The 22,942-nt window shown below is 68.7% G+C and carries 15 protein-coding genes; all 15 read right to left on the bottom strand.

Translation table 11 applies throughout. The features are described 5' to 3' along the window. Positions 1 to 2: 2 nt before the first annotated feature. Complete coding sequence (locus AC099J_RS00810; protein WP_479613293.1) at positions 3 to 3,188, bottom strand: glycoside hydrolase family 15 protein; 3,186 nt, start codon at positions 3,186 to 3,188, stop codon at positions 3 to 5. Positions 3,189 to 3,191: 3 nt separating this feature from the next. After that, positions 3,192 to 4,736, bottom strand: coding sequence for a glycogen synthase GlgA (gene glgA, locus AC099J_RS00805; protein ID WP_479613292.1), 1,545 nt, complete (start codon positions 4,734 to 4,736; stop codon positions 3,192 to 3,194). 1 nt (position 4,737) lies between these two features. Then, positions 4,738 to 6,000 carry a glucose-1-phosphate adenylyltransferase gene (gene glgC / locus AC099J_RS00800; RefSeq protein ID WP_479613291.1) on the bottom strand — a complete coding sequence of 421 codons (1,263 nt, stop codon included), beginning with the start codon at positions 5,998 to 6,000 and terminating at the stop codon, positions 4,738 to 4,740. 19 nt (positions 6,001 to 6,019) lie between these two features. Then, the gene (gene glgB, locus AC099J_RS00795) at positions 6,020 to 8,215 is read right to left on the bottom strand and encodes a 1,4-alpha-glucan branching protein GlgB (protein ID WP_479613290.1); all 2,196 of its coding nucleotides are present in this window, start codon (positions 8,213 to 8,215) and stop codon (positions 6,020 to 6,022) included. A 25-nt stretch (positions 8,216 to 8,240) separates the two neighbouring features. Continuing rightward, entirely contained in the window at positions 8,241 to 9,227 is a 987-nt protein-coding gene (gene glk / locus AC099J_RS00790; RefSeq protein WP_479613289.1) for a glucokinase, read from the bottom strand. Then, a complete protein-coding gene (locus tag AC099J_RS00785) occupies positions 9,224 to 10,942 on the bottom strand; it encodes a glycoside hydrolase family 13 protein (RefSeq protein ID WP_479613288.1) in 1,719 nt (572 codons plus the stop codon). Before AC099J_RS00785 ends, glk begins: the two co-directional genes overlap by 4 nt. Before the next feature lie 44 nt (positions 10,943 to 10,986). Then, positions 10,987 to 12,114 (bottom strand): ABC transporter ATP-binding protein, encoded by a 1,128-nt coding sequence (locus AC099J_RS00780; protein WP_479613287.1) that lies wholly within the window; start codon positions 12,112 to 12,114, stop codon positions 10,987 to 10,989. A gap of 18 nt (positions 12,115 to 12,132) precedes the next feature. Continuing rightward, entirely contained in the window at positions 12,133 to 13,773 is a 1,641-nt protein-coding gene (locus AC099J_RS00775; RefSeq protein WP_479613286.1) for an alpha-glucosidase family protein, read from the bottom strand. 5 nt (positions 13,774 to 13,778) lie between these two features. Continuing rightward, entirely contained in the window at positions 13,779 to 14,624 is an 846-nt protein-coding gene (locus tag AC099J_RS00770) for a carbohydrate ABC transporter permease (RefSeq protein WP_479613285.1), read from the bottom strand. Continuing rightward, positions 14,621 to 15,535, bottom strand: a complete 915-nt coding sequence (locus tag AC099J_RS00765; RefSeq protein WP_479613284.1) for a carbohydrate ABC transporter permease — start codon at positions 15,533 to 15,535, stop codon at positions 14,621 to 14,623. The genes AC099J_RS00770 and AC099J_RS00765 overlap by 4 nt, the downstream gene beginning before the upstream one ends. A gap of 37 nt (positions 15,536 to 15,572) precedes the next feature. Beyond that, complete coding sequence (locus AC099J_RS00760; RefSeq protein WP_479613283.1) at positions 15,573 to 16,838, bottom strand: ABC transporter substrate-binding protein; 1,266 nt, start codon at positions 16,836 to 16,838, stop codon at positions 15,573 to 15,575. A 205-nt stretch (positions 16,839 to 17,043) separates the two neighbouring features. Further along, on the bottom strand, positions 17,044 to 18,060 hold the full coding sequence (locus tag AC099J_RS00755; RefSeq protein ID WP_479613282.1) for a substrate-binding domain-containing protein: 1,017 nt from the start codon (positions 18,058 to 18,060) through the stop codon (positions 17,044 to 17,046). A gap of 176 nt (positions 18,061 to 18,236) precedes the next feature. Next, positions 18,237 to 19,691: a carbohydrate porin gene (locus AC099J_RS00750; RefSeq protein ID WP_479613281.1), complete on the bottom strand. Its 1,455-nt coding sequence runs from the start codon at positions 19,689 to 19,691 to the stop codon at positions 18,237 to 18,239. Between the two features lie 146 nt (positions 19,692 to 19,837). Next, complete coding sequence (locus AC099J_RS00745) at positions 19,838 to 21,748, bottom strand: alpha-amylase family protein (protein ID WP_479613280.1); 1,911 nt, start codon at positions 21,746 to 21,748, stop codon at positions 19,838 to 19,840. Positions 21,749 to 21,947: 199 nt separating this feature from the next. Then, on the bottom strand, positions 21,948 to 22,925 hold the full coding sequence (locus tag AC099J_RS00740; RefSeq protein ID WP_479613279.1) for a tripartite tricarboxylate transporter substrate-binding protein: 978 nt from the start codon (positions 22,923 to 22,925) through the stop codon (positions 21,948 to 21,950). Positions 22,926 to 22,942: the final 17 nt, after the last annotated feature.

Raw genomic sequence — 22,942 nt, 5'->3', positions numbered from 1 at the left:
GTTCAGCCTGCCGCCGTCGGTGCCATCAGCAGCGCGATGGCCGCCATCACCAGGTTGGCCACGGCGTGCGGCGGACGTTCGTAGAAGGCATCCCAGGCCTGGGCCACCTGCTCGTTGTAGGCGCCGGTGCCACCGTCCTGCTTCCAGCCCAGTGCCACGGCGTGGCCGATGAGCACGTCCAGCACCAGTGTCTCGTGCAGCCGCAGGCCGGGGTTGGCGCGGGCGATCTCCGACAGCGCCTGCAACGCTTCCACGCACAGTTGCCGGTAGGCCGGCGCGTGGATGCGCTCCAGCAGTTCTTCGACCTGCAGCGCAAAGCTGTGTTCGCCGGGCGTGGTGTCGGCACGCACCAGCAGGCTGTCGAGCCGGTTGCCGGGGTCGAGTTGGTCGCCGATGACCAGGCCGGCGCAGTGTTGCAGCAGCCTCCAGACGCTGGCGTGAAAGGACTCGGGCAGGCGCACGATGACGCCGTTCAGCTCGCGCCAGCCGGTCCAGCCGCCGTGCTCGGCCCGCAGCACCGGGTCGTGTTCGGCGGCAAACTCGATCTGCGTCAGTGCGCCGGCCGTGGCATGCAGCGTCTGCACCTGTCGCAGGTCGGCCCGCATGTCCTGCTCGCGGCCGATCACCTCGCGCAGCCGGCCGGCGATGGCGTGCGGGCTCAGGTCCAGCACGTGGTCCAGCGCCTCGGCTTGCGAGACGCCGTGCTCGCGCGCCAGCCAGCCCGTCAGCAGCAGCAGTGACTGCCAGGGCCGCAGCGTCAGCGTGCCCTTGAACAGTGTGGGGTCGGCCTGCAGCAAGAGGCTCAGCAGCAGCACCAGCTCTTCGATCAGCACGCGGCCCCGGTGGTCGTCGCCGCCGTGGGCCTGCAGCCGCGCCAGCAGATCGGCGTGCGACAGCGGCTGCGCCACGACCGATCCGGCGCTGTAGGCGCGGCCCAGGGCGATGCGCTTGCCGCGCAGCGCGATGGCGGCCACGGCGTCTTCCAGCGCGTCGTCGTGGATCTGCAGCAGGCCGGCGGCGCGGCGGATCACGCCCCAACGGCGGGCGCGGCAGGCGCGGGCATACAAAGCCTCGGTCAGCGCGCGCACGTTGCCGCCCAGGCCGGTGTCGCGCTGCGGCCCGGCGCGGCGCCATAGCGCGGCCAGCAGCTCGGCCTGCTCATAGGGGTTGCGGCTGTGCGTGAGCTGGGCGAGCAGCGCGGCTTCGTCCTGCTGCTGCGCCACCATGGCCACGCGCTGCACGGTCAGCGCGCGGGTGGCGGCTTCCTCCCACACCGGCCAGGCGGGCGCTGCCGCAACGGTGGGCAGCGGCGCGGCGGCCTGGGTCGTGGCGGCCGGCCAGTGCAGTTCGGCCGGCAACCGGCACACGGCCACGCGCGGCAGCAGCCCGCGCAGCGGGCCGGCGTCAACGCCCTCGGCGCTGGACAGGCGCACCAGCGCGTCGACCAGCTCGTCGGCGCCGGGCGCGTCCAGCATGCTGCGGGTCAGCAGCAGCGCCAGCAGCGGCTGCCCGGTGTAGTGCCAGTGCCGGCGCAGCTGGGCGATCTCGCCGGCCAGCTCTTCGGCCAGCAGCCGGTTGTCTAGCCCCAGGTAAAAGCCGCGTTGGCGGCCGAAGGCGGGCAGGCAGACGATGCGCTCCGTGCCCTGCACGAACAACCGGGCCGTGGCCAGCGTGCCCAGCGGCTGCACCGGCCGGCCCGACAGGCCCAGCGCCTCGCAACGCCCCAGCCCGCCCAGCGCCGCCGCCAGCTGGGCAGCATCGCGCACCTGCAGCGGCCCCAGCGCGTCCAGCGCCTGGGCGGCCAGGCCTTGCGCCGCCAGCCGCGCGGCCACCAGGCCGCTTTCGGCCAGCAGCGCCAGCTGCACCGTCGGCGCGGGCCGGCTGCGGCCGGCATGGCGCCGGCCCAGCGGGTCGAGCTGCTGCGGCGTGACATGCCCCTCCTGCAGCAGCAGGCCGACCAGGTACAGGCTCTGCGCCCAGACCAGCGGCACGTTGACGTTGGGCACGCGGGCCTGGCTTTGCGGAGCGGCGCGTTCGGCGTCCACCGACTCGGCCGGCACCACATAAAGCTCGGGCAGCAGCTGCTGGCCGCCCTGCTCGACGGTCAGCGCCTGCAGACGCTCGCGCCACTGCAGCGCCTGCGCGGCGTCGCCGTCCAGCGCAGCGCCGATCAGCAGGTAGGTGAAGAACAGCGGCCACTCGGATTCGATGTGCGCGAACTGCTGCAACTCACCGGGCGTGTAGTACAGGCGGCCGTGGTCTTCCAGGACGGTCTGGTGGCCGTCGCGCAAAAAACGCTTGCAGCCGTAGCGGCCCTCCAGCTGCTCCAGCAGGCGTTCACGCGTGCGCGCGGCCAACTCCGCCTTGTCGACCGCGAACGCCGGGTAGCCGAGGATGGCAAGCAGCGCGGCATCGGTCTCCTTGGAGGCGGACTCGCGCGGCAGCAGCGCGTGCAGCGTGGCGCGCGCGGCGGCCACGTCGTCGGCCAGCACCAGCACCGGTGGCGCCTGGCCGGGCAGTGGCTCGAAGCCGTCGATCGCCTGCAGCGCCGCCTTGGCCATGCCGAGCGAGCTGGCATTCAGCTCGGCCGCGCCCTCGTTGCGCTTGTGGCCGCGCTCCCAGATGCCGTAATCCGGCGTGCGCCAGGCCTTGGCCAGGTACCAGACCAGGTTTTGCACGAAGGCCACTTCGTCGGGCGTCTGCACGATGGCCAGGCCGCTCTCGCTCATCTGGCGCAGCTGCAGCACGAAGATGGCCGTGGCGTCGATCTGCAGGTGGCCCCAGTCGGCGTCGCCCACCACCGGCTCGCCCGTGGCCGTGTGGTACTTGGCGTGCAGCGCGTCCATCGGGTTCTGCGTGTGCTTGAAGCGCTCGACCTTGTGCGCCTGGCGCTGCATGGCCTGCAGCAGGCCGCGCATCAGCCGCACGACGGCGGCGTCCAGCGCGTCGGCCGCGTCGGCGTCGACCCTGCGGTAGGCCAGGCCCAGTGCCCAGACGGCCAGGATGCTGTAGACGTTGTCACGCACCCAGGCGTGGGTGTAGTCGCCATGCACGGTGACAGCGGTGCTGGCTGGCAGCAGGCCAGTGACCGGGTCTTGCCGCGCCAGCAGGATGGCCTGCACCTGCGCGCGCAGTGCGTCCAGCCGGGCGCGGTCTGGTGCCTCGCCCGGGGTCGTGGTGGGCGCCATGGTCTACGCCGGCCTGCTGACCGGCACCAGCCGGCGGTACAGCGCGGCGTAGGCCTGCGCCGAGCTAGCCCAGCCCACGTCGGCCCGCATGCCGGCCTGCTGCATGCGCGCCCACACCGCCGGCTGGCGGTACAGCTGCACGGTGCGGCGCACCACTTCCAGCAGGCCGTCCGCCGTGATGTCGGAGAACTGCAGCCCGGTGGCCACGCCGGCCTTGACGGCCGCGTCGTTGGCGTCGATGACCGTGTCGGCCAGCCCGCCCACACGCGCCACCACCGGCACGCAGCCGTAACGCAGGCCGTAGAGCTGCGTCAGGCCGCAGGGCTCGAAGCGCGAAGGCACGAGGATGGCGTCGCAGCCACCCTGCAGCAGGTGCGACAGCCCCTCGTCGTAGCCGATGCGCACGGCCACGCGCGTGGGGTGGCGCTGGGCGCCGGCGCGCAGCGCGTCCTGCAGCGCCGCGTCACCCGTGCCCAGCACCACCAGGCGGGCGCCGCTGTGGACGATGGCATCCAGCACGGCGGCCACCAGGTCGATGCCCTTTTGCGCGGTCAGCCGGCTGACCATGCAGATCAGCGGGCTGTCGTCGGCCGGCAGGTCGAAATGCGCCTCGACCGCGCGCTTGTTGGCCTGGCGCGCCTCCATGCGGCTGGCGTCGAAGGTTTGCGCGAGCAGCGGGTCGGTCGCCGGGTCCCAGATGTCGGTGTCGATGCCGTTGACGATGCCGCTGACGGCCGCGCCGCGCCAGCGCAGCATGTCGTCCAGCCCCATGCCGCCGGACAGCGTGCGGATCTCGTGCGCATAGGTGGGGCTGACGGTGGTGATGGCGTCGGCAAAGTGGATGCCGGCCTTCAGGTAGCCCACATCGCCGTGGTACTCCAGCCCCTGCATGGCGAAGGCCTCTGCCGGCAGGCCCAGGCGGCTCCAGATGTCGGCCTTGAACTGGCCCTGGAAGGCCAGGTTGTGCAGCGTGAGCACGGTCGGCACGCGCCGCCGGCCGGCCCCCAGGTAGTGCTGGTAGGCCGGCACCAGCGCGGCCTGCCAGTCGTGCGCGTGCAGCAGGTCGGGCTGCACGCCGGGCACATCGCCCCAGCCGATGCGCGCGGCGGTGAAGGCCAGCGCCGCATAGCGCTCGGCGTTGTCGGCCCAGTCGCGGCCATTGCCATCCAGATAGGGGTTGCCGGGGCGGTCGTACAGATGCGGGGCGTCCAGCACCAGCAGCTCCAGTGGGCCATGCCGGCCGGCCACCAACCGCGCCGTGCCGCCGAACCAGCCGGGCCAATGCGCCAGTTCGCGCGGCTGCGCGAGGCCCGCCAGCACGGCAGGGTGCCCCGGCAACAGCGTGCACACCTGCACACCCAAGGGCGCCAGCGCGCCGGGCAGGGCACCGGCCACATCGGCCAGGCCGCCGGTCTTGAGCAGCGGGTACATCTCGGAGGCCACGCCCAGCACCTGGATCGGTGCGGCAGCCGGGGCCGCAACGGGGGCTGCAGCGGGGGCGGTGGTGGTCGCTGCTGGTTTGGCGCGCGGCTTGGTCACGTGGGCCATGTCACTTCATCTTGTCGATCATCGGCTGCGTGATCAGGCACACGCCGCGCTCGGTGCGGCGAAAGCGGCTGGCGTCCAGTTCGGCGTCCTCGCCCACGACCAGGCCATCGGGCACGACCACGCCGCGGTCGATCACCACCTTCTTCAGCCGCGTGTGCCGGCCGACCTTCACGTACGGCAGGATCACGGCCTCCTCGATGCGCGAGTAGGAACTGGTGCGCACGCCGGTGAACAGCAGCGAGCGCCGCAACTCGGTGCCCGAGACAATGCAGCCGCCCGAGACCAGCGAGCTGATCGCCATGCCGCGGCGATCGGGCTCGTCGTGCACGAACTTGGCGGGCGCGGTGAGTTCGCTGTAAGTCCAGATCGGCCATTCGGTGTCGTACAGGTCCAGGGCGGGGATCACGTCGGTCAGGTCGATGTTGGATTCCCAGTACGCATCGACCGTGCCAACGTCACGCCAGTAGGCCTCGGCCTCCTGCTCGGAACGCACGCACGAGGCGCCGAAACGGTGCGCCACCGCTTTGCCGTGCTTGACCACGTAGGGCACCAGGTCCTTGCCGAAATCGTGGTCGGAGTCTGGGTTGGCGGCGTCGGTGCGCAGCAGCTCGAACAGGTAGTCGGTGTTGAACACGTAGATGCCCATCGAGGCCAGGGCCATGTCCGGCTTGTCGGGGATGCCGGGCGGGTCGGCCGGCTTCTCGACGAAGCTGATCACGGTGTCGTTCTCGTCCACGTGCATCACGCCGAAGCCAGTGGCCTCCATGCGTGGTACCTCCAGGCAGCCCAGCGTGACGTCGGCGCCCGAGTCCGCGTGCTGCTGCAGCATGATCTCGTAGTCCATCTTGTAGATGTGGTCGCCGGCCAGCACCACCATGTACTTGGGCATGTAGGTTTCGACGATGTCGATGTTCTGGTAGACGGCATCGGCCGTGCCGCGGTACCAGTCGTGTTCGGACACGCGCTGGCTGGCCGGCAGGATGTCGAAGCTCTCGTTGCGCTCGGCGCGCATGAAACTCCAGCCGCGCGTGAGATGCCGGATCAGGCTGTGCGCCTTGTACTGCGTGGCCACGCCGATGCGCCGGATGCCCGAGTTCAGTGCGTTGGACAGCGCGAAGTCGATGATGCGGGTCTTGCCGCCGAAGAACACGCCGGGCTTGGCGCGCCGGTCGGTCAGCTCCATCAGCCGGCTGCCGCGGCCGCCGGCCAGCACGAAGGCCATCGTGTCACGCGCCAGGCGCGAAGTTCTCTGGGGTTTGCTCATCTCGTCTCCTCTTAGTGATTCAAATCTGCCAGCTGAAGACCACGGTGGCCAGCGGCGGCAAGGACAGGTGCAGCGAGTGCGGACGCCCTATCCAGGGCACCGGTTCGGCCGTGATCTCGCCGAACGGCGCACCGACGTTGCTGCCGCCATAGTGCGCCGAATCGGTGTTGATGCGCTCGCGGTAAATACCCGGATGCGGCACGCCCACGCGGTAGCCATGCTGGACGGCGGGCGTGAAGTTGCACACCACCAGCACCAGCGAATTCGCATCGGCACCACGCCGGATGAAGCTGATGACGCTGCGCTCGGCATCGTGGTGGTCCACCCACTCGAAGCCCTCGGGCGTGAAGTCGCGCTGATAGAGCGCGGGGGTGGCGCGGTACAGCGCGTTCAGGTCCTTCAGCAGGCGCTGCACGCCGGCGTGCCGCGGGTCGTCGAGCTGATGCCAGTCCAGGCTCTGCTCGTGGTTCCACTCGGCGCCCTGGGCGAATTCGCAGCCCATGAACAACAGCTTCTTGCCGGGGTGCGTCCACATGTAGCCGTAGTAGGCGCGCAGGTTGGCAAACTTCTGCCACGCATCGCCCGGCATCTTGGTGAGCAGCGAGCCCTTGCCGTGTACCACCTCGTCGTGCGAGATGGGCAGCACGAAGTTCTCGTTGAAGGCGTAGACCAGCGAGAAGGTGATCTCGCCATGGTGGTGCTTGCGGTACAGCGGGTCGCGTGCGAAGTACGCCAGGCTGTCGTGCATCCAGCCCATGTTCCACTTGTAGTGAAAGCCCAGCCCGCCGCTGTAGACCGGGCGCGAGACCTGCGGGAAGGCGGTCGATTCCTCCGCCAGCGTGACGGCCTGCGCACGCTCCACGCCCACCACCTCGTTCATGCGCTGCAGGAAGGAGATGGCCTCCAGGTTCTCGCGCCCGCCGTGCACGTTGGGAATCCACTCGCCATGCTTGCGGCTGTAGTCGCGGTACAGCATGGAGGCAACCGCATCCACGCGCAGCCCGTCCACGCCATAGCGCTCCAGCCAGTACAGCGCGTTGCCGACCAGGAAGTTGCGCACCTCGGTGCGGCCCAGGTTGTAGATCAGCGTGTTCCAGTCCTGGTGGAAGCCCTCGCGCGGGTCGGCGTACTCGTACAGCGCCGTGCCGTCGAAGTTGGCCAGGCCATGCGCGTCGCTGGGGAAGTGCGCGGGCACCCAGTCCAGGATCAGGCCGATGCCTTCGGCATGGCAGCGGTCCACGAAACGGCGAAAGCCCTCGCCCACCGTCGCATCGCCCGGCACGCCAAAGCGCGCCGTGGGCGCGTACATGCCGATCGGCTGGTAGCCCCAGGAGCCGTCGAACGGGTGCTCGGTGATGGGCAGCAGCTCCAGGTGGGTAAAGCCCATCTCGCGTGTGTAGGGCACGAGCTCGTCGGCCAGCTCGTCCCAGTTGAGCCAGCGGTTGCCGTCCTTGCGCCGCCACGAACCCAGGTGCACCTCGTAGATGCTCATGGGCGCGTCCAGCGCATTGGCGCGCTGGCGCTCGGGAGAGGCGGCGATGGCCGGTGGCATGCGGGCCACCACGCTGGCCGTGGCCGGGCGCAGCTCGCCCTGCAGCGCGTAAGGGTCGGCCTTGTGCGGCAGCACGTGGCCTTCGCGCGTGCGGACTTCGTATTTGTAGCGGGTGCCGGCGCGCACGCCGGGCAGGAAGATCTCCCACACGCCGCATTCGCGGCGCAGCCGCATGGCGTGGCGACGCCCGTCCCAGAAATTGAAGTCGCCCACCACGCTGACGCGTGACGCGTTCGGCGCCCACACGGCGAAGGATGTGCCGGCCACGCCCTGCATCTCGCGCTCGGTGGCGCCCAGCACTTCGTAGGGGCGCAGGTGGGTGCCTTCGCCCATCAGCCACACGTCCATCTCGCCCAGCACGGCACCGAAGCGGTAGGGGTCGTCCAGCAGCGCGGTCTGGCCGTCCTGCCAGCGCACGCGCAGGCGGTAGTCGCCGGGCATGCCGGCAGGCATCGCGCCTTCGAACAGGCCCTCGGCGTCGCGCTCGGCCAGCGCGCCCAGCACCGTCTGGCCGTCGGCGCTGCAGGCCTCGACGCTGGCGGCGCCAGGCAGGAAGGCGCGCAGCCAGGTCTGGCCCTGCGCATTGGCATGCAGGCCCAGCACGGAGAACGGATCGCCATGGGCCGCGCTGCGGACCAGGGCCACGGTGGCGTCGTCGATCATCGGCGGGCTCCAGGGAAAAACGGGGTCAGGCGGGCGCGCGGTCCAATGCGCTGGCGGCACCCAGCAGGGCCGGCGACGGGTCGGCGTGGATCACGAACACCGGGATCGCCGCCAGGTAGGCTGCAAAGCGGCCCTTGTCTTCAAAGCGCGCACGAAACGACGACTGCGCGAACGCGGCGCCCAGGCGCGGCACGATGCCGCCACCGATGTAGACGCCACCGCGCGCGCCCAGCGTCAGCGCCAGGTTGCCGGCGGCCGTGCCGAGGAAAGCGCAAAGCAAGTCCACCGCCTCGCGGCAGCGCGCGTCGCCCTGCTCCAGCGCGCCTTGCACGATCTGCGCGGCTGTGCGTTCAAGCGAGGGTTGCGCGGGCGCATCTAGCGCCTGCAGCGCCAGGTGCAGGTCAACCAGGCCCTGGCCGCAGACGGCGCGCTCGCCCGAAGCATGGCCGTGGCGCGCATCCAGCCACTGCAACACAGCGTGCTCGCGCGGCGTGCGCCCGGCCAGCGTGACGTGGCCGCCCTCGCCCTCCAGTGGCGACCAGCCGCCACGCCCGTCCGGCACCAGGCCGGACACGCCCAGCCCGGTGCCCGGGCCGATCAGGCCGATGGCGGCCCCGGGCACGGCCGCGCCGCCGCCGACCTGCTTCAAGGCCTCGGGCGGCAGCAGCGGCAGCGCCAGGGCCAGCGCGGTGAAATCGTTCAGCACCTGCAGGCGCGTGAAGCCGCACTGCGTGCGCAGCGCGGCGATCGAGAACGCCCAGTGGTGGTTGGTCATGCGGATCTGGTCGCCGGTCACCGGGTTGGCGATGGCGATGCCGCAGTCCGGCGGCGTGCCGCGGCCCAGGCGCGTGAGGTAGGTGGTGATGGCATCGGCCAGCGTGGCGTGTTCGGCGCACGGCAGGGTGCTCACGTCGGTGATGGGGGCGCCCGGCCCGGCCTGCCAGCCGAAGCGTGCGTTGGTGCCGCCGACGTCCGCCAGCAGACGAGCGCCGGGGGTCACTGCATTGCTCATCGTTCGATCTCCTCGTCCCACAGATAGACACGGGCCTCGTAAGGCCGCAAGGTGAAATTCTCCACCACGTCGGGCCGGGTGACAGGCAGGTTGGCGATCAGCAGCGACACACGTTCGGCGCGCAGGTCGGCGGGCCATTCGAATGGCGCCTCCAGCGCGCTGAAGTTGCACACCACCAGCAGCGTCGTCGCCCCGAGTGTGCGTGTGTAGGCATAGACCAGCGGGTCATCCGGCAGCAGCAGAGTATGCCGCCCGTGGACGATCACCGGGTGGGTTTTGCGCAGCGCGATCAGGCGCCGGTAATGGTGCAGAACCGAGTCGGCATCGGCCTGCGCTTGCTGTGCATTGACCTCGACGTAGTTGGGGTTCACGCCGATCCACGGGGTGCCCCGCGTGAAGCCGGCGTGCGCCGTGGCGTCCCACTGCATGGGCGTGCGGGCGTTGTCGCGGCCCTTGGCGCGGATGGCGGCCAGCACGTCGGCGGCGTCCGCGCCGCGCTCGAACACAGCCTCGCGGTACATGTTGATGGACTCGATGTCGCGCACCTCGGCCAGCGAGGCGAACGGCATGTTGCTCATGCCCAGCTCTTCACCCTGGTAGATGTAGGGCGTGCCCTGCAGCATGTGCAGCCAGGTGCCCAGCATCTTGGCGGACGCGACGCGGTGCACCCCGTCGTCACCGAAGCGCGAGACCGGCCGCGGCTGGTCGTGGTTGCTGAGGTACAGGCTGTTCCAGCCCTGGCCGTGCAGCGCGTCCTGCCAGCGCGACATGGTGGCCTTGAGGTCGCGCAGATCCAGCGGCTTGACGTCCCACTTGCCGGTCAGTGGGCCGCCACCGCCCGAGTCCAGGTCCATGTGCTCGAACTGGAACAGCATGTTCAGCGCGCCGTCGGTCGCGTGCGTGAGCTCCAGCCCCTGGTGGATGGTGGCCATGGGCGCCTCGCCCACCGTGATGCCGTCCACGTGCGCGAGCACCTCCAGCCGCATTTCGCGCAAGTACTCCAGCAGCCGCGGGCCGTTGGTGACCATGACGAAACCTGGCTGCAGGAAGCCCGGCCGCACGATGGGCGCGTCGGGCAGGCCCTCGGGCTTGGAGATCATGTTGATCACGTCCATGCGGAAGCCGTCCACGCCCTTGCGCTGCCAGAAGTGCATCATCTCGAAGATCTCGGCGCGCACCTTGGGGTTGTCCCAGTTCAGGTCCGGCTGCTTCTTCGAGAACATGTGCAGGTAGTACTCGCCCGTGGCCTCGTTCCATTCCCAGCACGAGCCATTGAAGGCCGCTTCCCAGTTGTTGGGCTCGCGTTGCGCATGGCCTTCGCGCGCCTCGCGCCAGATGTAGTAGTCGTGGTAGGGATTGCCCCGACTGCTGCGCGCCTCCTGAAACCAGGGGTGCTCGTCGGAGGTGTGGTTGACCACCAGATCCATCATCAGACGGATGCCGCGCGCGTGCATGGCCGCGAGCATGGTGTCGAAGTCGGCCATGGTGCCGAACTCTTCCATGATCGCGCGGTAGTCGCTGATGTCGTAGCCGTTGTCGTCGTTGGGCGAGCGGTACACGGGCGACAACCACACCACGTCCACACCCAGCTGCTGCAGATGGTCCAGCCGCGAGGTGATGCCCGGCAGGTCGCCGATGCCGTCGCCGTTGCTGTCGCAAAAGCTGCGCGGGTAGATCTGGTAGACGACGGCGTTCTTCCACCATGCTGTGGCCATGGTCGGCTCCTCGGGGGTCTTGGTGCGGTGCAATGCGCGGCGGGTCAGACCGGCAGCTGGACGGTGCGCGCGAAGGCCTGGCCCTGGGCATCGAACAGATGGCAGTCTTCGGCGCGCAGACCCAGCGTCACGCGGGTGCCTGGCGTGTGCGCGGCGTCGCCCACCAGCCGCAGCGTGATCGCCGGGCTGTTGGGCGCGGTCTCCAGGTAGAGCAGCGAGCTGTCGCCCAGACGCTCCTTCTGGCGCAGCGTAAGTTGCAGGCCACCGCCGCCGCCTTCGACCAGGTGCTCGGGCCGGATGCCCAGCGACACGGCAGAGCCGGCGGCCGCCGCGCGCGCGTCCACCGCCACGGTGATCTCGGTGCCGTGCACATCGACCACAGCATGGCCGGCCTCGGCACGCACCAGTTTGCCCTGCAGGATGTTCATCTTGGGGCTGCCGATGAACTCGGCCACGAACAGGTTCTGCGGCCGGTGGTACAGGTCCATGGGCGTTCCGAACTGCGCCACGCTGCCGATGGTCTGCACCTCCGGGCCCGCGCGCAGCAGCACGATCTTGTCGGCCAGCGTCATGGCCTCGACCTGGTCGTGCGTCACGTAGATCATGCTGGCCTTGCCGATGTCGTGGTGCAGCTTGGCGATCTCCAGCCGGGTCTGCACGCGCAGTGCTGCATCGAGGTTGGACAGCGGCTCGTCGAACAGGAACACATCGGGCTCCTTGACGATGGCACGGCCGATGGCCACGCGCTGGCGCTGGCCACCCGACAAGGCCTTGGGCAGGCGGTCCATCAACGGCACGAGCTGCAGGATCTCGGCGGCCTTCTGCACGCGGCGCGTGATGTCGGCCTTGTCCGAGCCCAGCACCTGCAGGCCGAAGGCCATGTTTTGCGCCACCGTCATGTGCGGGTACAGCGCGTAGCTCTGGAACACCATGGCCACGCCGCGCTGCGCCGGCGGCAGGCCGTTCATGCGCTTGCCGCCGATCTCCAGCTCGCCCGAGGTGATGGATTCCAGCCCCGCCACCATGCGCAGCAGCGTGGACTTGCCGCAACCCGATGGCCCGACGAACACACAGAACTCGCCGCGGTCGATGGTCAGGTTGGCGTTGTTGATCGTGAGCGGGAGCCCGGGCGCATAGCGCTTGCAGACCTGCTTGAAATCGATGCGTGACATGGCTCTTCTCCGGGCGGTTCAGTCGAGGCGCGCGAACAGCACGCCATGGGGTTCGAATTGCACGATGCCGGCGCTGACGCGGGCACCCTGCGCGCCACTGCCCTCCAGCACGGCGCCCGTGGGAACGGGCGGCTCGTAGGCGCAGGGCTCGGCACTGAGGTTGAAGGCGCACAGCACGCGCTCGTCCGCCGTGCTGCGCACGAAGGCCAGCACCTGCGGGTGCGCCGGCAGCAGTTGCAGGCCGCCGCGCACCAGGGCCGGCTGCGCACGGCGCCAGCGCAGCAGGTGGCGCACGAACTGCAATTGCGAGCCTGCGTCGGCCTGCTGCCGGTCGGCCGCCAGCGCGCGGTGCGTCTCCACATACGGCAGCCAGGGCCGCGCACCGCTGGAGGCGGTGCCGAAGCCCAGGTCGCTTGCATCGCCCTCCCACGGGAACGGCGTGCGGCAGCCGTCGCGGCCCTTGAACTCGGGCCACATGGTGATGCCATAGGGGTCGCGCAAATCCTCGAACGCGATGTCGGCTTCGGGCAGGCCCAGCTCATCGCCCTGGTAGATGCAGACGCTGCCGCGCAGGCTGAGCTGCAGGGCGGCGGCCTGACGCAGCAGCACGGGTGCGGGCGTCTCGCCACCCCAGCGCGTGGCCAGGCGCCTGCAATCGTGGTTGGACAACGCCCAGCAGGCCCAGCTGTCGGCGCCCACATGTTCGAACTTCTCGACCACGCCGTGCACGTAGGTGGCATCGCAGCGGTCGGTCAGCAGGTCGAAGCAATAGCCCATATGCAGGCGGTCGCGGCCGCTGCTGTACTCGGCCACCATGACCATGCCGGACTCGTCTCCGATCTCGCCGACCATGGCGACGCCCGGGTATTGGTTGGTCAGCGCGCGCAGGCGCTGCAGCACCTCCAGTGCCTCGGGCCGGCTGCGGTCGTACAGGTGCTGCTGCCAGGCATAGGGGTTGCTGGCCGAGACGGTGGGGTTGCTGCCGTCGGGCCGGCCGAGGCCGGGGTTGTCACGCAACTCGTCGTCGTGCACGCAGAAGTTGATGGCGTCCAGCCGCAGCCCGTCGACGCCCAGGTCGAGCCAGAAGCGCACGCTGTCCAGCAGCGCCTGCTGCACGGCGGGGTTGTGGAAGTTCAGGTCGGGCTGGCTGGCCAGGAAGTTGTGCAGGTAGTACTGCTCGCGACGCGTGTCCCACTGCCAGGCGCTGCCGCCGAAGACGGACAGCCAGTTGGTCGGCGGCGTGCCGTCGTCGCGCGGGTCGGCCCACACGTACCAGTCGGCCCGGGGGTTGTCGCGGCTGGCGCGGCTTTGCACGAACCACGGGTGCTGGTCGGAACTGTGCGAGAGCACCTGGTCGATCATCACACGCAGGCCCAGTGCGTGGGCACGCGCCAGCAAGGCCTTGAAATCCTCCAGCGTGCCGAACATCGGATCGACGTCGCAGTAGTCGGACACGTCGTAGCCGTAGTCCTTCATCGGGCTCTTGAAGAAGGGCGACAGCCACACCGCATCGGCGCCCAGGGCGGCCACGTAGTCCAGCCGGCGCGTGATGCCCGGCAGATCGCCGATGCCGTCACCGTTGCCGTCGGCAAAGCTGCGCGGGTAGATCTGGTAGATGACGCCACCGCGCCACCACTCGAGGTTCTGCACCGTGTCCATCGACCTCATCCCTTCACCGCGCCGGCCGTCAGGCCCGAGACGATCTTGCGCTGGAACACCAGCACCAGCACGATCAGCGGCACGGTCACGATGACGGACGCGGCCATGATGGAACCCCAGGGCACCTCGTAGGCGGTGGCACCGGTGATCAGCGAAATGCTGACCGGCACGGTGCGCTGCGTGTCGTCGTTGACGAAGGTCAGCGCGAACAGGAACTCGTTCCACGCACCGATGAAGGCCAGCAGCCCGGTGGAGACCAACGCCGGCCACAAGAGCGGCATGAACACCTGGAAGATGATGCGCAGCGGGCCGCAGCCATCCATGATGGCGGCCTCTTCCAGCTCCTTGGGCAGGCCACGCATGAAGGTGGTCAGCACCCAGACCGTGAACGGCAGCGTGAACACGGTGTAGGGCACGACCAGGCCGATGGCCTTGTTGTACAGGCCCAGGGCCTGCATCAGCTCGAACATGCCCGACAGCACCGCCACCTGCGGGAACATCGACACCGCCAGGATCGCCAGCAGCAGCGCGCTCTTGCCCTTGAACTGGATGCGCCCCAGCGCATACGACGCGGTGATCGCCATGACCAGCGAGATCGTCACCGTGATGGTGGCCACCATGATGGAGTTCAGCAGATGCCGGCCGAAGGGCTGGCGCCCCTCGAACAGCTGCACGTAGTTGCGCAGCGTGGGCTCGCGTGGCCACAGCGACGCATCGAACAGCGCGCTGCCGGTTTTCAGCGACGTGGCGACGGTGTAGAGAAACGGGTAGACCGACCCCACCACGACCAGCGCGGCGAGCAGGTACAGCACGATGGTGCCCAGCAACGGGCGCTGGCTCTCTTCGGTCATGACGACTCCTCGGACAGCTTGACGCGGGCGGCACGCAGGAACAGCAGCGCCGAGACGAAGATGATCAGCGTGAGCGACGTGGACGCCGCCGAGCCGAAGCCCAGGTTGCCGTTGTCCACCATCTCGCGGCGCACGAAACCGGACATGCTGATGGTGCTGCCACTGTTGGACGTCAGCACGAAGATCAGGTCGAAGATGCGCAGCGCATCGAGCAACCGGAAGATCACCGCCACGAACAGCGCTTGCTTGATCAGCGGCAGGGTGATCTTGAAGAACACACGCAACGGGTGCACGCCATCGACGCGGGCGGCCTCGTAGCAATCCTTGGGCAGGGTCTGCAGTGCGGCCAGGATGAGCAGCGCCATGAACGGCGTGGTCTTCCACACGTCCACCAGCACCACCGTCCACAACGCGTAGGCGGGCTCGGCCGTCCAGGCGATCTTCTCGGCGATCAGGCCCCAGTCGAGCAGCAGCTGGTTGATGAGGCCGAACTGGTCGTGCAGCATCCAGCCCCACATCTTGGCCGACACGATGGTCGGGATCGCCCAGGGAACCAGCACCGCCGTGCGCACCAGCATGCGGCCGCGAAACTCCTGGTTCAGCAGCATTGCCACACCCAGGCCGCACAAGGTCTCCAGCACCACCGAGACGATGGAGAACTTGAAGGTGTTGGCGATCGACACGCCCCAGTCGCTGTTCCAGAAGCCGTCGGTGTAGTTGGGGTTGAAGAACAGCCCGAACTCACCGAAGTAGTTGTCCAGTCCGATGAACTGGCTGGCGCTGATGTCGTTGATGTTGGTCTCTGTCAAGCTGAACCAGATCGAGCGCGCCAGCGGCCAGCCGGCCACCAGCATCATCAGCACGATCATCGGCACGAGAAAGAGCCAGGCAGTGCGTACCCTGTCGTTCATGGCGGCCTCACGAAGTGGTGGGGGATGGACGCTCAGCTCACCACTTGTTGCGCTTGACCTGCTTGAGCTTGGCCTCGAGCTTCTTCACGCTCTCGGCGCCGCTCGACTTCTTGGACAGCACGTCGTGCGTGGCGTCCCAGAAGGCGCGGCTGACCTCGGGGTACTTGAGCGCAGTGGTCGTGGCCGGGCGTGCCACGGCGTTCTTGAACACGTCCAGCAGCTGGCCCATGAAGGGGTTGGCGCCGGTCACGTCCTTGTCCTCGTACAACGCCATGATGGTGGGGTTGTAGGAGCCGCCGATGGCGCGGATCTTCTGCATCTCGGCGCTGGTCATGTACATGGCCAGCGCGGCGGCGGCCTCGATGTTCTTGGAGTACTTGGGCACGGCCAGCTGCCAGCCGCCCAGCGTGGCCGCGCTCTTGCCGCCGACGCCGGCCGGCAGCGGTGCCACGCCGATCTTGCCCTTGACCGGGCTGTCCGCCGCCTGGCCCATGGCCCAGGCATACGGCCAGTTGCGCATGAACAAGGCCTTGCCGTTCTGGAACACGCCGCGTGAGTCTTCCTCGGCGTAGTTCAGCACGCCGCCTGGTGAGATGGTGCCGATCCAGCTGGCCGCTGCATCCAGCGCCTTGGCGGCCTGGGGGTTGTTGATGGTGATGTCGCCCGCCGCATTCACGATCTCGCCGCCGCCAAAGCTGGCAATCCACTCCAGCGCGTTACAGCTCAGGCCCTCGTAGGCTTTGGCCTGGAACACATAACCCTGGAAATCGGCGTTGCCTGCGGCGCGTTCGGCGGCCATGACCTTCTTGGACGCAGCGGCCAGGTCGTCCCACGTGGCAGGGGCCTTCAGACCGTGTTTGTCGAGCAGGTCCTTGCGGTAGTACAGCAGTCCGGCATCGGTGAACCAGGGCATGCCCAGCAGCTTGCCGTCCACGGTGTTGTTGGCCACGATGGCCGGAAAGTGCGCGGCCTCGGCGCCCTTGGAGAAGGGCTTCAGATCGATCAGGTGGTCCTTGATGACGCCGGGCCACACCACGTCGATCATCATCACGTCCACATCGGACGATTTGGCCGCGAACTGCTGGCGCAGCAGGGCCAGGTTGTCAGTGGTGCTGGCCGGCGGCGAGTACAGCTTGATGGTGTGGCCGTTCTTCTTGCCCCAGGCCTCGGCGTACTTGCCACAGAACTCGAGGTCGGCGGCGTTGGAGCCGCAGGAGATGGTCAGCGTGGCGGCCTGCGCGCCGCAGGCCAGGCTGAAGGCCAGCAACGCGCCGGCAACGGAATGGGGGGGCTTCAGGCTCATGTATGTCTCCAGGGGTTCCAGTCGAGGCGGCTCGCGCGGGGTGCGCCCGCCGGGCCGGCGTGCCAGGGGACTGTGCAGTAAGTCACAGCAACCAAAGCGATTTGGATGTTATCCAAACCGCTTTGGTGAGTGATCGGTGATTACCCCGAGAACCGGTTCTCCGGGGTGGCGGCGCGTGGCGCGCGGCGCGGGCCGCGCGAGCAGTTCAGCGCGGGCCGATCGATTCGCCGGTGACGAACCGTGGCCGCATCAGCACGTGGGGTTGCGCCAGCGTCTCGCCGTTGGCCACGGCCAGCACCATTTCGCCCAGGGTCTGCCCGGTCTTGAAGGAAGTGGGCTGCTCGATCGCGGCGACCGTCATCTGCAGCACCGCCGCATCGGGCGGCACGCCTTCGTAGACCAGCACGGAGATCTCGCGGCCGACGTGCAGGCCGGCGTCCAGCAGCGCGCGGATCACGCCGACGCCGCCCAGACAGCTGTCCACGACGATGGCGCTCGGCCATTGCCTGCGCGGCCGTGCCGCCAAGGACTTGCCGACGGCGTAGCCCTGCCGGCGCTCCAGCCCGCCGGGCACCACGTCTTGCGGGTCGACCGGCAGGCGGGCCCGGCGCATGCCGTCCAGGAAACCCTGATGGCGCTGGTGGGCGAAGTTGAGCCACAGCGGCGAATGCACGTAGGCGATGCGCTCGTGGCCCAGCGCCGCAAGCTCGCGCACGGCCAGCCGCCCGCCGGCAGCGTTGTCGAAATCGAACCAGGGGTAATCCTGCGCGTCCGCCGTGCGGCCGTAGGCGACAAAGGGCATGCCGCTGCGCAGCAGGTAGTCGATGCGCGGATCGTGCACGGCGGTGTGGGCCACGACCATGGCGTCGACCCGCTGGCCGCGCGCCATGCGCTCGTAGATGGCCAGCTCGCCCTTGTCGGGCGCGGCCGTCAACAGCAGGTCCACACCTCGCTCCTGCAGGCGCTGCGACATGCCCGACAGCATGGCCAGGAAGGCCGGATTGCCCAGGTAGTCGTTGGCCAGCGAGTAGACGATACCGATGGCGTCGGCCCGGCCGATGGCAACCTGCCGCGCGGCCTGGTTGGGCTGGTAGGCGAACTCGCGTGCCGCCAACTCCACACGCTCGCGCGTGGCGGCACTCACGTCGCTGTAACCGCCCAGCGCACGGCTGACCGTGGTGGGCGACAGGTTGAGGCGCTTGGCGAGTTCCTTGAGTTTCATCGTGGCAGCTGACGCGTCTGCATGCGGTTGGTGGAACACCTATTGTGCGCAAGTTGCAGCCATTCTTCGAAATGGCCTGCTGATTTGCGCGGATGGCACTACAACCGCAGGAAACCGACGCGGCCGACCGGCGCCTCAGCCAAGACGCCACGCGCTGCGTGGCGTCGTCCCGCTCTTCAGAACCAGGCTTCGACCTGCACGCCGTACGACAGGCCCTTGCGCTTGTTGGTGAAGCCGTCGGCCGCAGTGTTGCAGTCACGCCCGCTGCAGGCCACCGCACCGGCGCTGGCAGCCGCGTCGTTCCACTTGGCGTAGGTGGTGTAGAAGCGGATGGCCGGCCGCGCCCAGACGCCGGGGCCCATCGTGAACTGCGTGCCCAGCGTGATCTTGTCCAGCTTGCGCGTGGGCTGACCTTCCTGGCGCACCTGCTGGTGACCGACCTCGGCCATCAGGCTCCAGATGTTGTTGATGTTGTAGACAGGCCGCGTACCGATCCACAGCTCCTTGACAGTGGAGTTGTTGATCTTGGAGTTGCGGTAGCCCACGGTGGAGGTGGCTGACCACTGCGAGCCCTCGGGCGCCAGGTACCAGGAGTCAAACACCATCCACTCGCGCCGTTGGTCGGTGCTGCCGGCAAAGCCGAAGCCCTTCAGAGAAACGGCGTTGTGCGCGTATTGCACGCCCACCGTGTTCTTGCCGCCCATGCCGAAGGGGTTGGCCTGGTCGTGCGTCAGCGTCAGGCCGAAGCCGTTCTTGCCGGCCTTGTTGTCGATCCGCTTGTACTGGACGACACGGGTGTTGTCGAGTTGACCCGTGTAGTCAACGGGTGTGATGCCGTCGCTCCCGTAGAGCACACGGTCGGCTGGATTGGTTGCTCCACGCAGTGCACCGATGGTGGTGTCCGTGGTGTAGGTGCTGGTGCCGCCGCGGTTGCTGGCGCGCACCAGATTCAGGCCCACGGTGGCGGTACCGCCGGGGTTGACCGGGATGTCCTGATAACGCAGGTCGTGCACCGTGGCCGTGCGGCTGCCGCCGCCGATCAGATCGGGGTTGTAGCCACCCAGCGAGGTGTTGATGCCGTAGCCGGTGAAGTCGCCGATGCGCAGCATGGCGTAGGACAGTTTGCCGGGGCCTATCGAGACATTGTCCAGTCCGAAGCCGGGGCCCTGCGCGGGCTCCCAGTAGGTGTAGTCCAGCATGTGGATGTCGGGGTTCTTGTAGTACCGCTTGCCGGCCCACAACGATGCACCATTCAGCGCAGGCATCTTCAGCCCGGCGCCGAGGTCCGTGGCCTCGACATAGGCTTCACGCAGCGCCGGCGTGCTTTGCTCCCAGTTGGCCAGCCCCTGCGTGCCGTGGGCCGTGGTGAACTTGGCCTTGAAGGTTGTGCCGTCGACCTTGCCCAGTTCTGCGCCCAGCGAGAGGGCAACATAGGTGTCGCACTCGTTGCCCAGGCGGAACCAGACCACCGCGCCTGGCAGCCGGTAGCACACGATGTTGCCACCCTCGCTGTTGCCGCCCGCGCCGCTGCGGAAGTAGCCGGTCAGCTCGGGCGTGACGGCGCCGACGCTGCCGGCCATGAAGGCGATGCCGGCGGCGACGGCGGACAAAGCCAGATATCTTGTTTTCATGATGTCTCCTCGAAATGCTTGGATGAAAAGCTGGTCTCACGTGAATCGAACCGGACTGGCGCAGCTATCCAAACCGCTTTGGATCTTGGTCGTTCAGCGGGCTGTGAAAACTGCTCAGGCCATGGAGCCCGGCAGACGCGTTCTGCTCAGGGCGTTCGGCAGTCGAGCCAGACCATCTGGTAAGGCGCCAGCCAGAGCGCCTGCCGCAGGTCGTGTCGGATGCCGGTGACGCGGTCGTCCGCCGCTGGCGGCAACGCCGACAGCACGTCCGCCGCGACCGCATGCGCGTGTTCGCTGAAGTTCGCGAGCACCACGATGCTTCCGCGCGGGCCGGGACGGGTGAACCCCAGCACGCTCGGAACCTTGGAGCGAAAGCCGATCAGGCGTCCGCCAGAGAATTCGGATAGGGCCGCGCGCTGCGCGACCAGCCGGCGCAGGCCGGCAAACATCTGGCCTGCCGGCGTGGCAGCGTCATGGCGCTGCGCATGGCGTGTGGCGTCGCGCGGCGGGCGGTGCGCCCAGCGGCTGTCGCCGGCCTTGCCGGGCTCTTGCAGGTAGGCGTGGTCGTTGGGCGTAGCAATCTCGTCGCCCAGGTACAGCAGCGGAATGCCACCGGCCGACAGCACCACACCATGCAGCAGCAACATGCGCGCAACGGCCAGCGGGTCGCCTTGCTCGATGCCGCACAGCGAGGCGCAGGTGCCACTGATACGGCAATCGCCATTGGCCGGGTTGTCCTGGAACGGCACGCCGCGCGCGAAGCTGCCGGGGTAGCGGTTGACGAAGTAGCGGTTCAGGAACTGACGGTGGTCGAAGCCGTTGATGCCCAGTCGGGCCGCGTCTTCGTCGGCAAACGTCCAGCCGATGTCATCGTGGCTGCGCACGTAGTTGACCCAGGCGGTGCCCTCGGGCAGTGCGTGGCGCTCTTCCAGTGCCTGCTGCAGCAGATCCACCTGGCGCGTGGCCAGCGTGTTCCACAGCAGCGCCATCTGCAGCGGGTTGTAGGAGACCTGGCACTCCTCGCGCGAGATGTAGCGCACCACATCGTCTGGGTGCACGATGGCCTCGCTCTTGAACAGCAGGGCCGGCGCGGCGATGCGCGCCAGCGCGTTGTAGGCGCGCAGCAGGTGGTGCGCCTCCGGCAGGTTTTCGCACGACGTGCCCAGGCGCTTCCAGACGAAAGCCACGGCGTCCATGCGGATGAACTGCACGCCCAGGTTGGCAATGAACAGCAGCTCCTGCGCCATGGCCTGGAACACCGCCGGGTTGCCGTAGTTCAGGTCCCACTGGTAGCTGTGGAAAGTGGTCCAGACCCAGCGGTCGCCCGCCAGCGGCGAGAAGGCGCCGGGGTGCTCGTCGGGGAAGATCTCGCGCAGCGTGCGCTCGTAGCGGTCGGGCTCGGCGCGGCCTTCGAAGATGAAGTAATAGTCGCGCAGCACCGGATCGTCGGCCTTGGCCGCGACTGCCCATTCGTGCTCGTCGGAGGTGTGGTTGAAGACGAAGTCCAACACCAGCGAAATGCCGGCCTCGCGCAGCCGTGTGGCCAGGCGGCGCAGGTCGGAGATGGTGCCCAGCGCAGGGTTGATCTTGCGGTAGCTGCTGACCGCGTAGCCGCCGTCGTTGTGCGGCTGCGGGCAGTCGTACGGCGGCATCAGATGCAGGTAGGTCAGGCCCAGTTCCTGGAAGTAGGGAATGCTGGCCTCGATGCCCTGCAGATCGCCGGCGAACAGGTCGACATAACAGACGCCGCCCAGCATGCGCTCGGACTGGAACCACTGCGGGTTGCGCTCGCGCTCGTCGTCGAGCGTGCGCAGCGCTGCTGGGCGCGCGTGCCAGGCCGCATGGGCCGCCTGCAGCAGGCCGAGCACGAAGGGCTCGAAATCCTCGCGTGTGCCGTACAGCACGGCAAGCTCGTCGCGCAGCGCAGGCAGGTGGCGTTGCGCCCGCTGCAGGAACGGCGCGGCTGCAGCAGCGCCTGCGCCCAGCGCGGTCTGCAGCTGCTGGTACAGGCGCTGCACTTGCGCGGCGCCCGCACGGGCGTCGGAATCGGCTTGCATGGGCATGGCGGCTTGCGTCTCCAGGGTCACATTCGGGCACTCACCAAAGCGGTTTGGACTTTATCCAAACCGGTTTGGTATGTGACAGAGGGTTTTCACGGAGCGGCGTAGAGCAGCTTCTCGCAAAGAGGCCAGATGCTGGAGAGCGGCACGCAACGCGCCCGGTCGGCCCGCTCGACCGGCGCGTCCCCGCAGACGCTCAGTCGGTCGGCTTGAAGCCCGAGGCGCGGATCGCCGGCCCCCAGCGCTCGTAGTCGGCCTTCATGACAGCGGCCAGGCGTGCCGGGCCTGCGCCCGTGGGCTCCAGGCCCATGCCCAGCATCCGCTCGTGCAGGGCCATGGACTGCACGGCGCTCGCCGCCGACTTGGACAGCCGCGCGATGGCGGCCGGCGGCGTGCCGGCGGGCGCGAACAGGCCATACCAAGGCAGCGCCGTCAGGTCGAAACCCAGCTCGCGGAAGGTCGGCACGCTCGCAAACGCGGGCGAACGGCCCTCGCCGCCCACGGCCAGCAGGCGCGCCTTTTTCGCGTCGACCAGCGTCTGCAGATCGGCCGCGACGGTGGACAGCGCCGCGATCTGGCCGCCAGCCAGCGCCTGCATGGCGTCGGCCGTTCCCTTGTAGGGCACGTGGGTCAGCTCGATGCCGGCGGCCTTGGCGAACATCACGCCGAAGAAGTGCGGCAGGCTGCCGGTGGCGGCCGAGCCATAGAAGCCGTTCTTCGCCGGGTCACTGCGTACCCAGGCCACGTACTCGGCCAGCGTCGTGGCCGGCACCTGCATGCCCACGCCCAGGCCGACCTGAAAGTTCGCCAGGTGCGCCACGGGCGTGAAGTCCTTGAACGGGTCATAGCGCAACTGGCCGGCGTAGCTGATGGCGAAGATGGACATGGTGGCCACCGGCGTCATCAGCAAGGTCAGCCCGTCGGGCTGCGCGTTCTTGACGTACTCGGTGCCGATGCGCCCGGCCGCACCCACCTTGTTCTCGACGATCACCGGCTGGCCCAGATCGAGCGCCATGGCTTCGGCCAGCAAGCGGGTCAGCGCATCGGACGTGGCGCCGGCCGGGTAGCCGACGATGATGCGGATTGGCGGGCCGCTCTGTGCGCTGGCAGCGCCGGCCAGGCCGGCAGCGCCTGCCAGCAACAACCGACGGCGGCTTAGGTGGGCAATGGACAAGGCAGTCTCCTTCAGTG

The organism is Rhodoferax sp. RT4P68 (genome assembly GCF_056521305.1).
The sequence above is the reverse complement of the archived record's forward strand: the minus strand, read 5'-3'. Positions and strand labels throughout refer to the sequence as shown.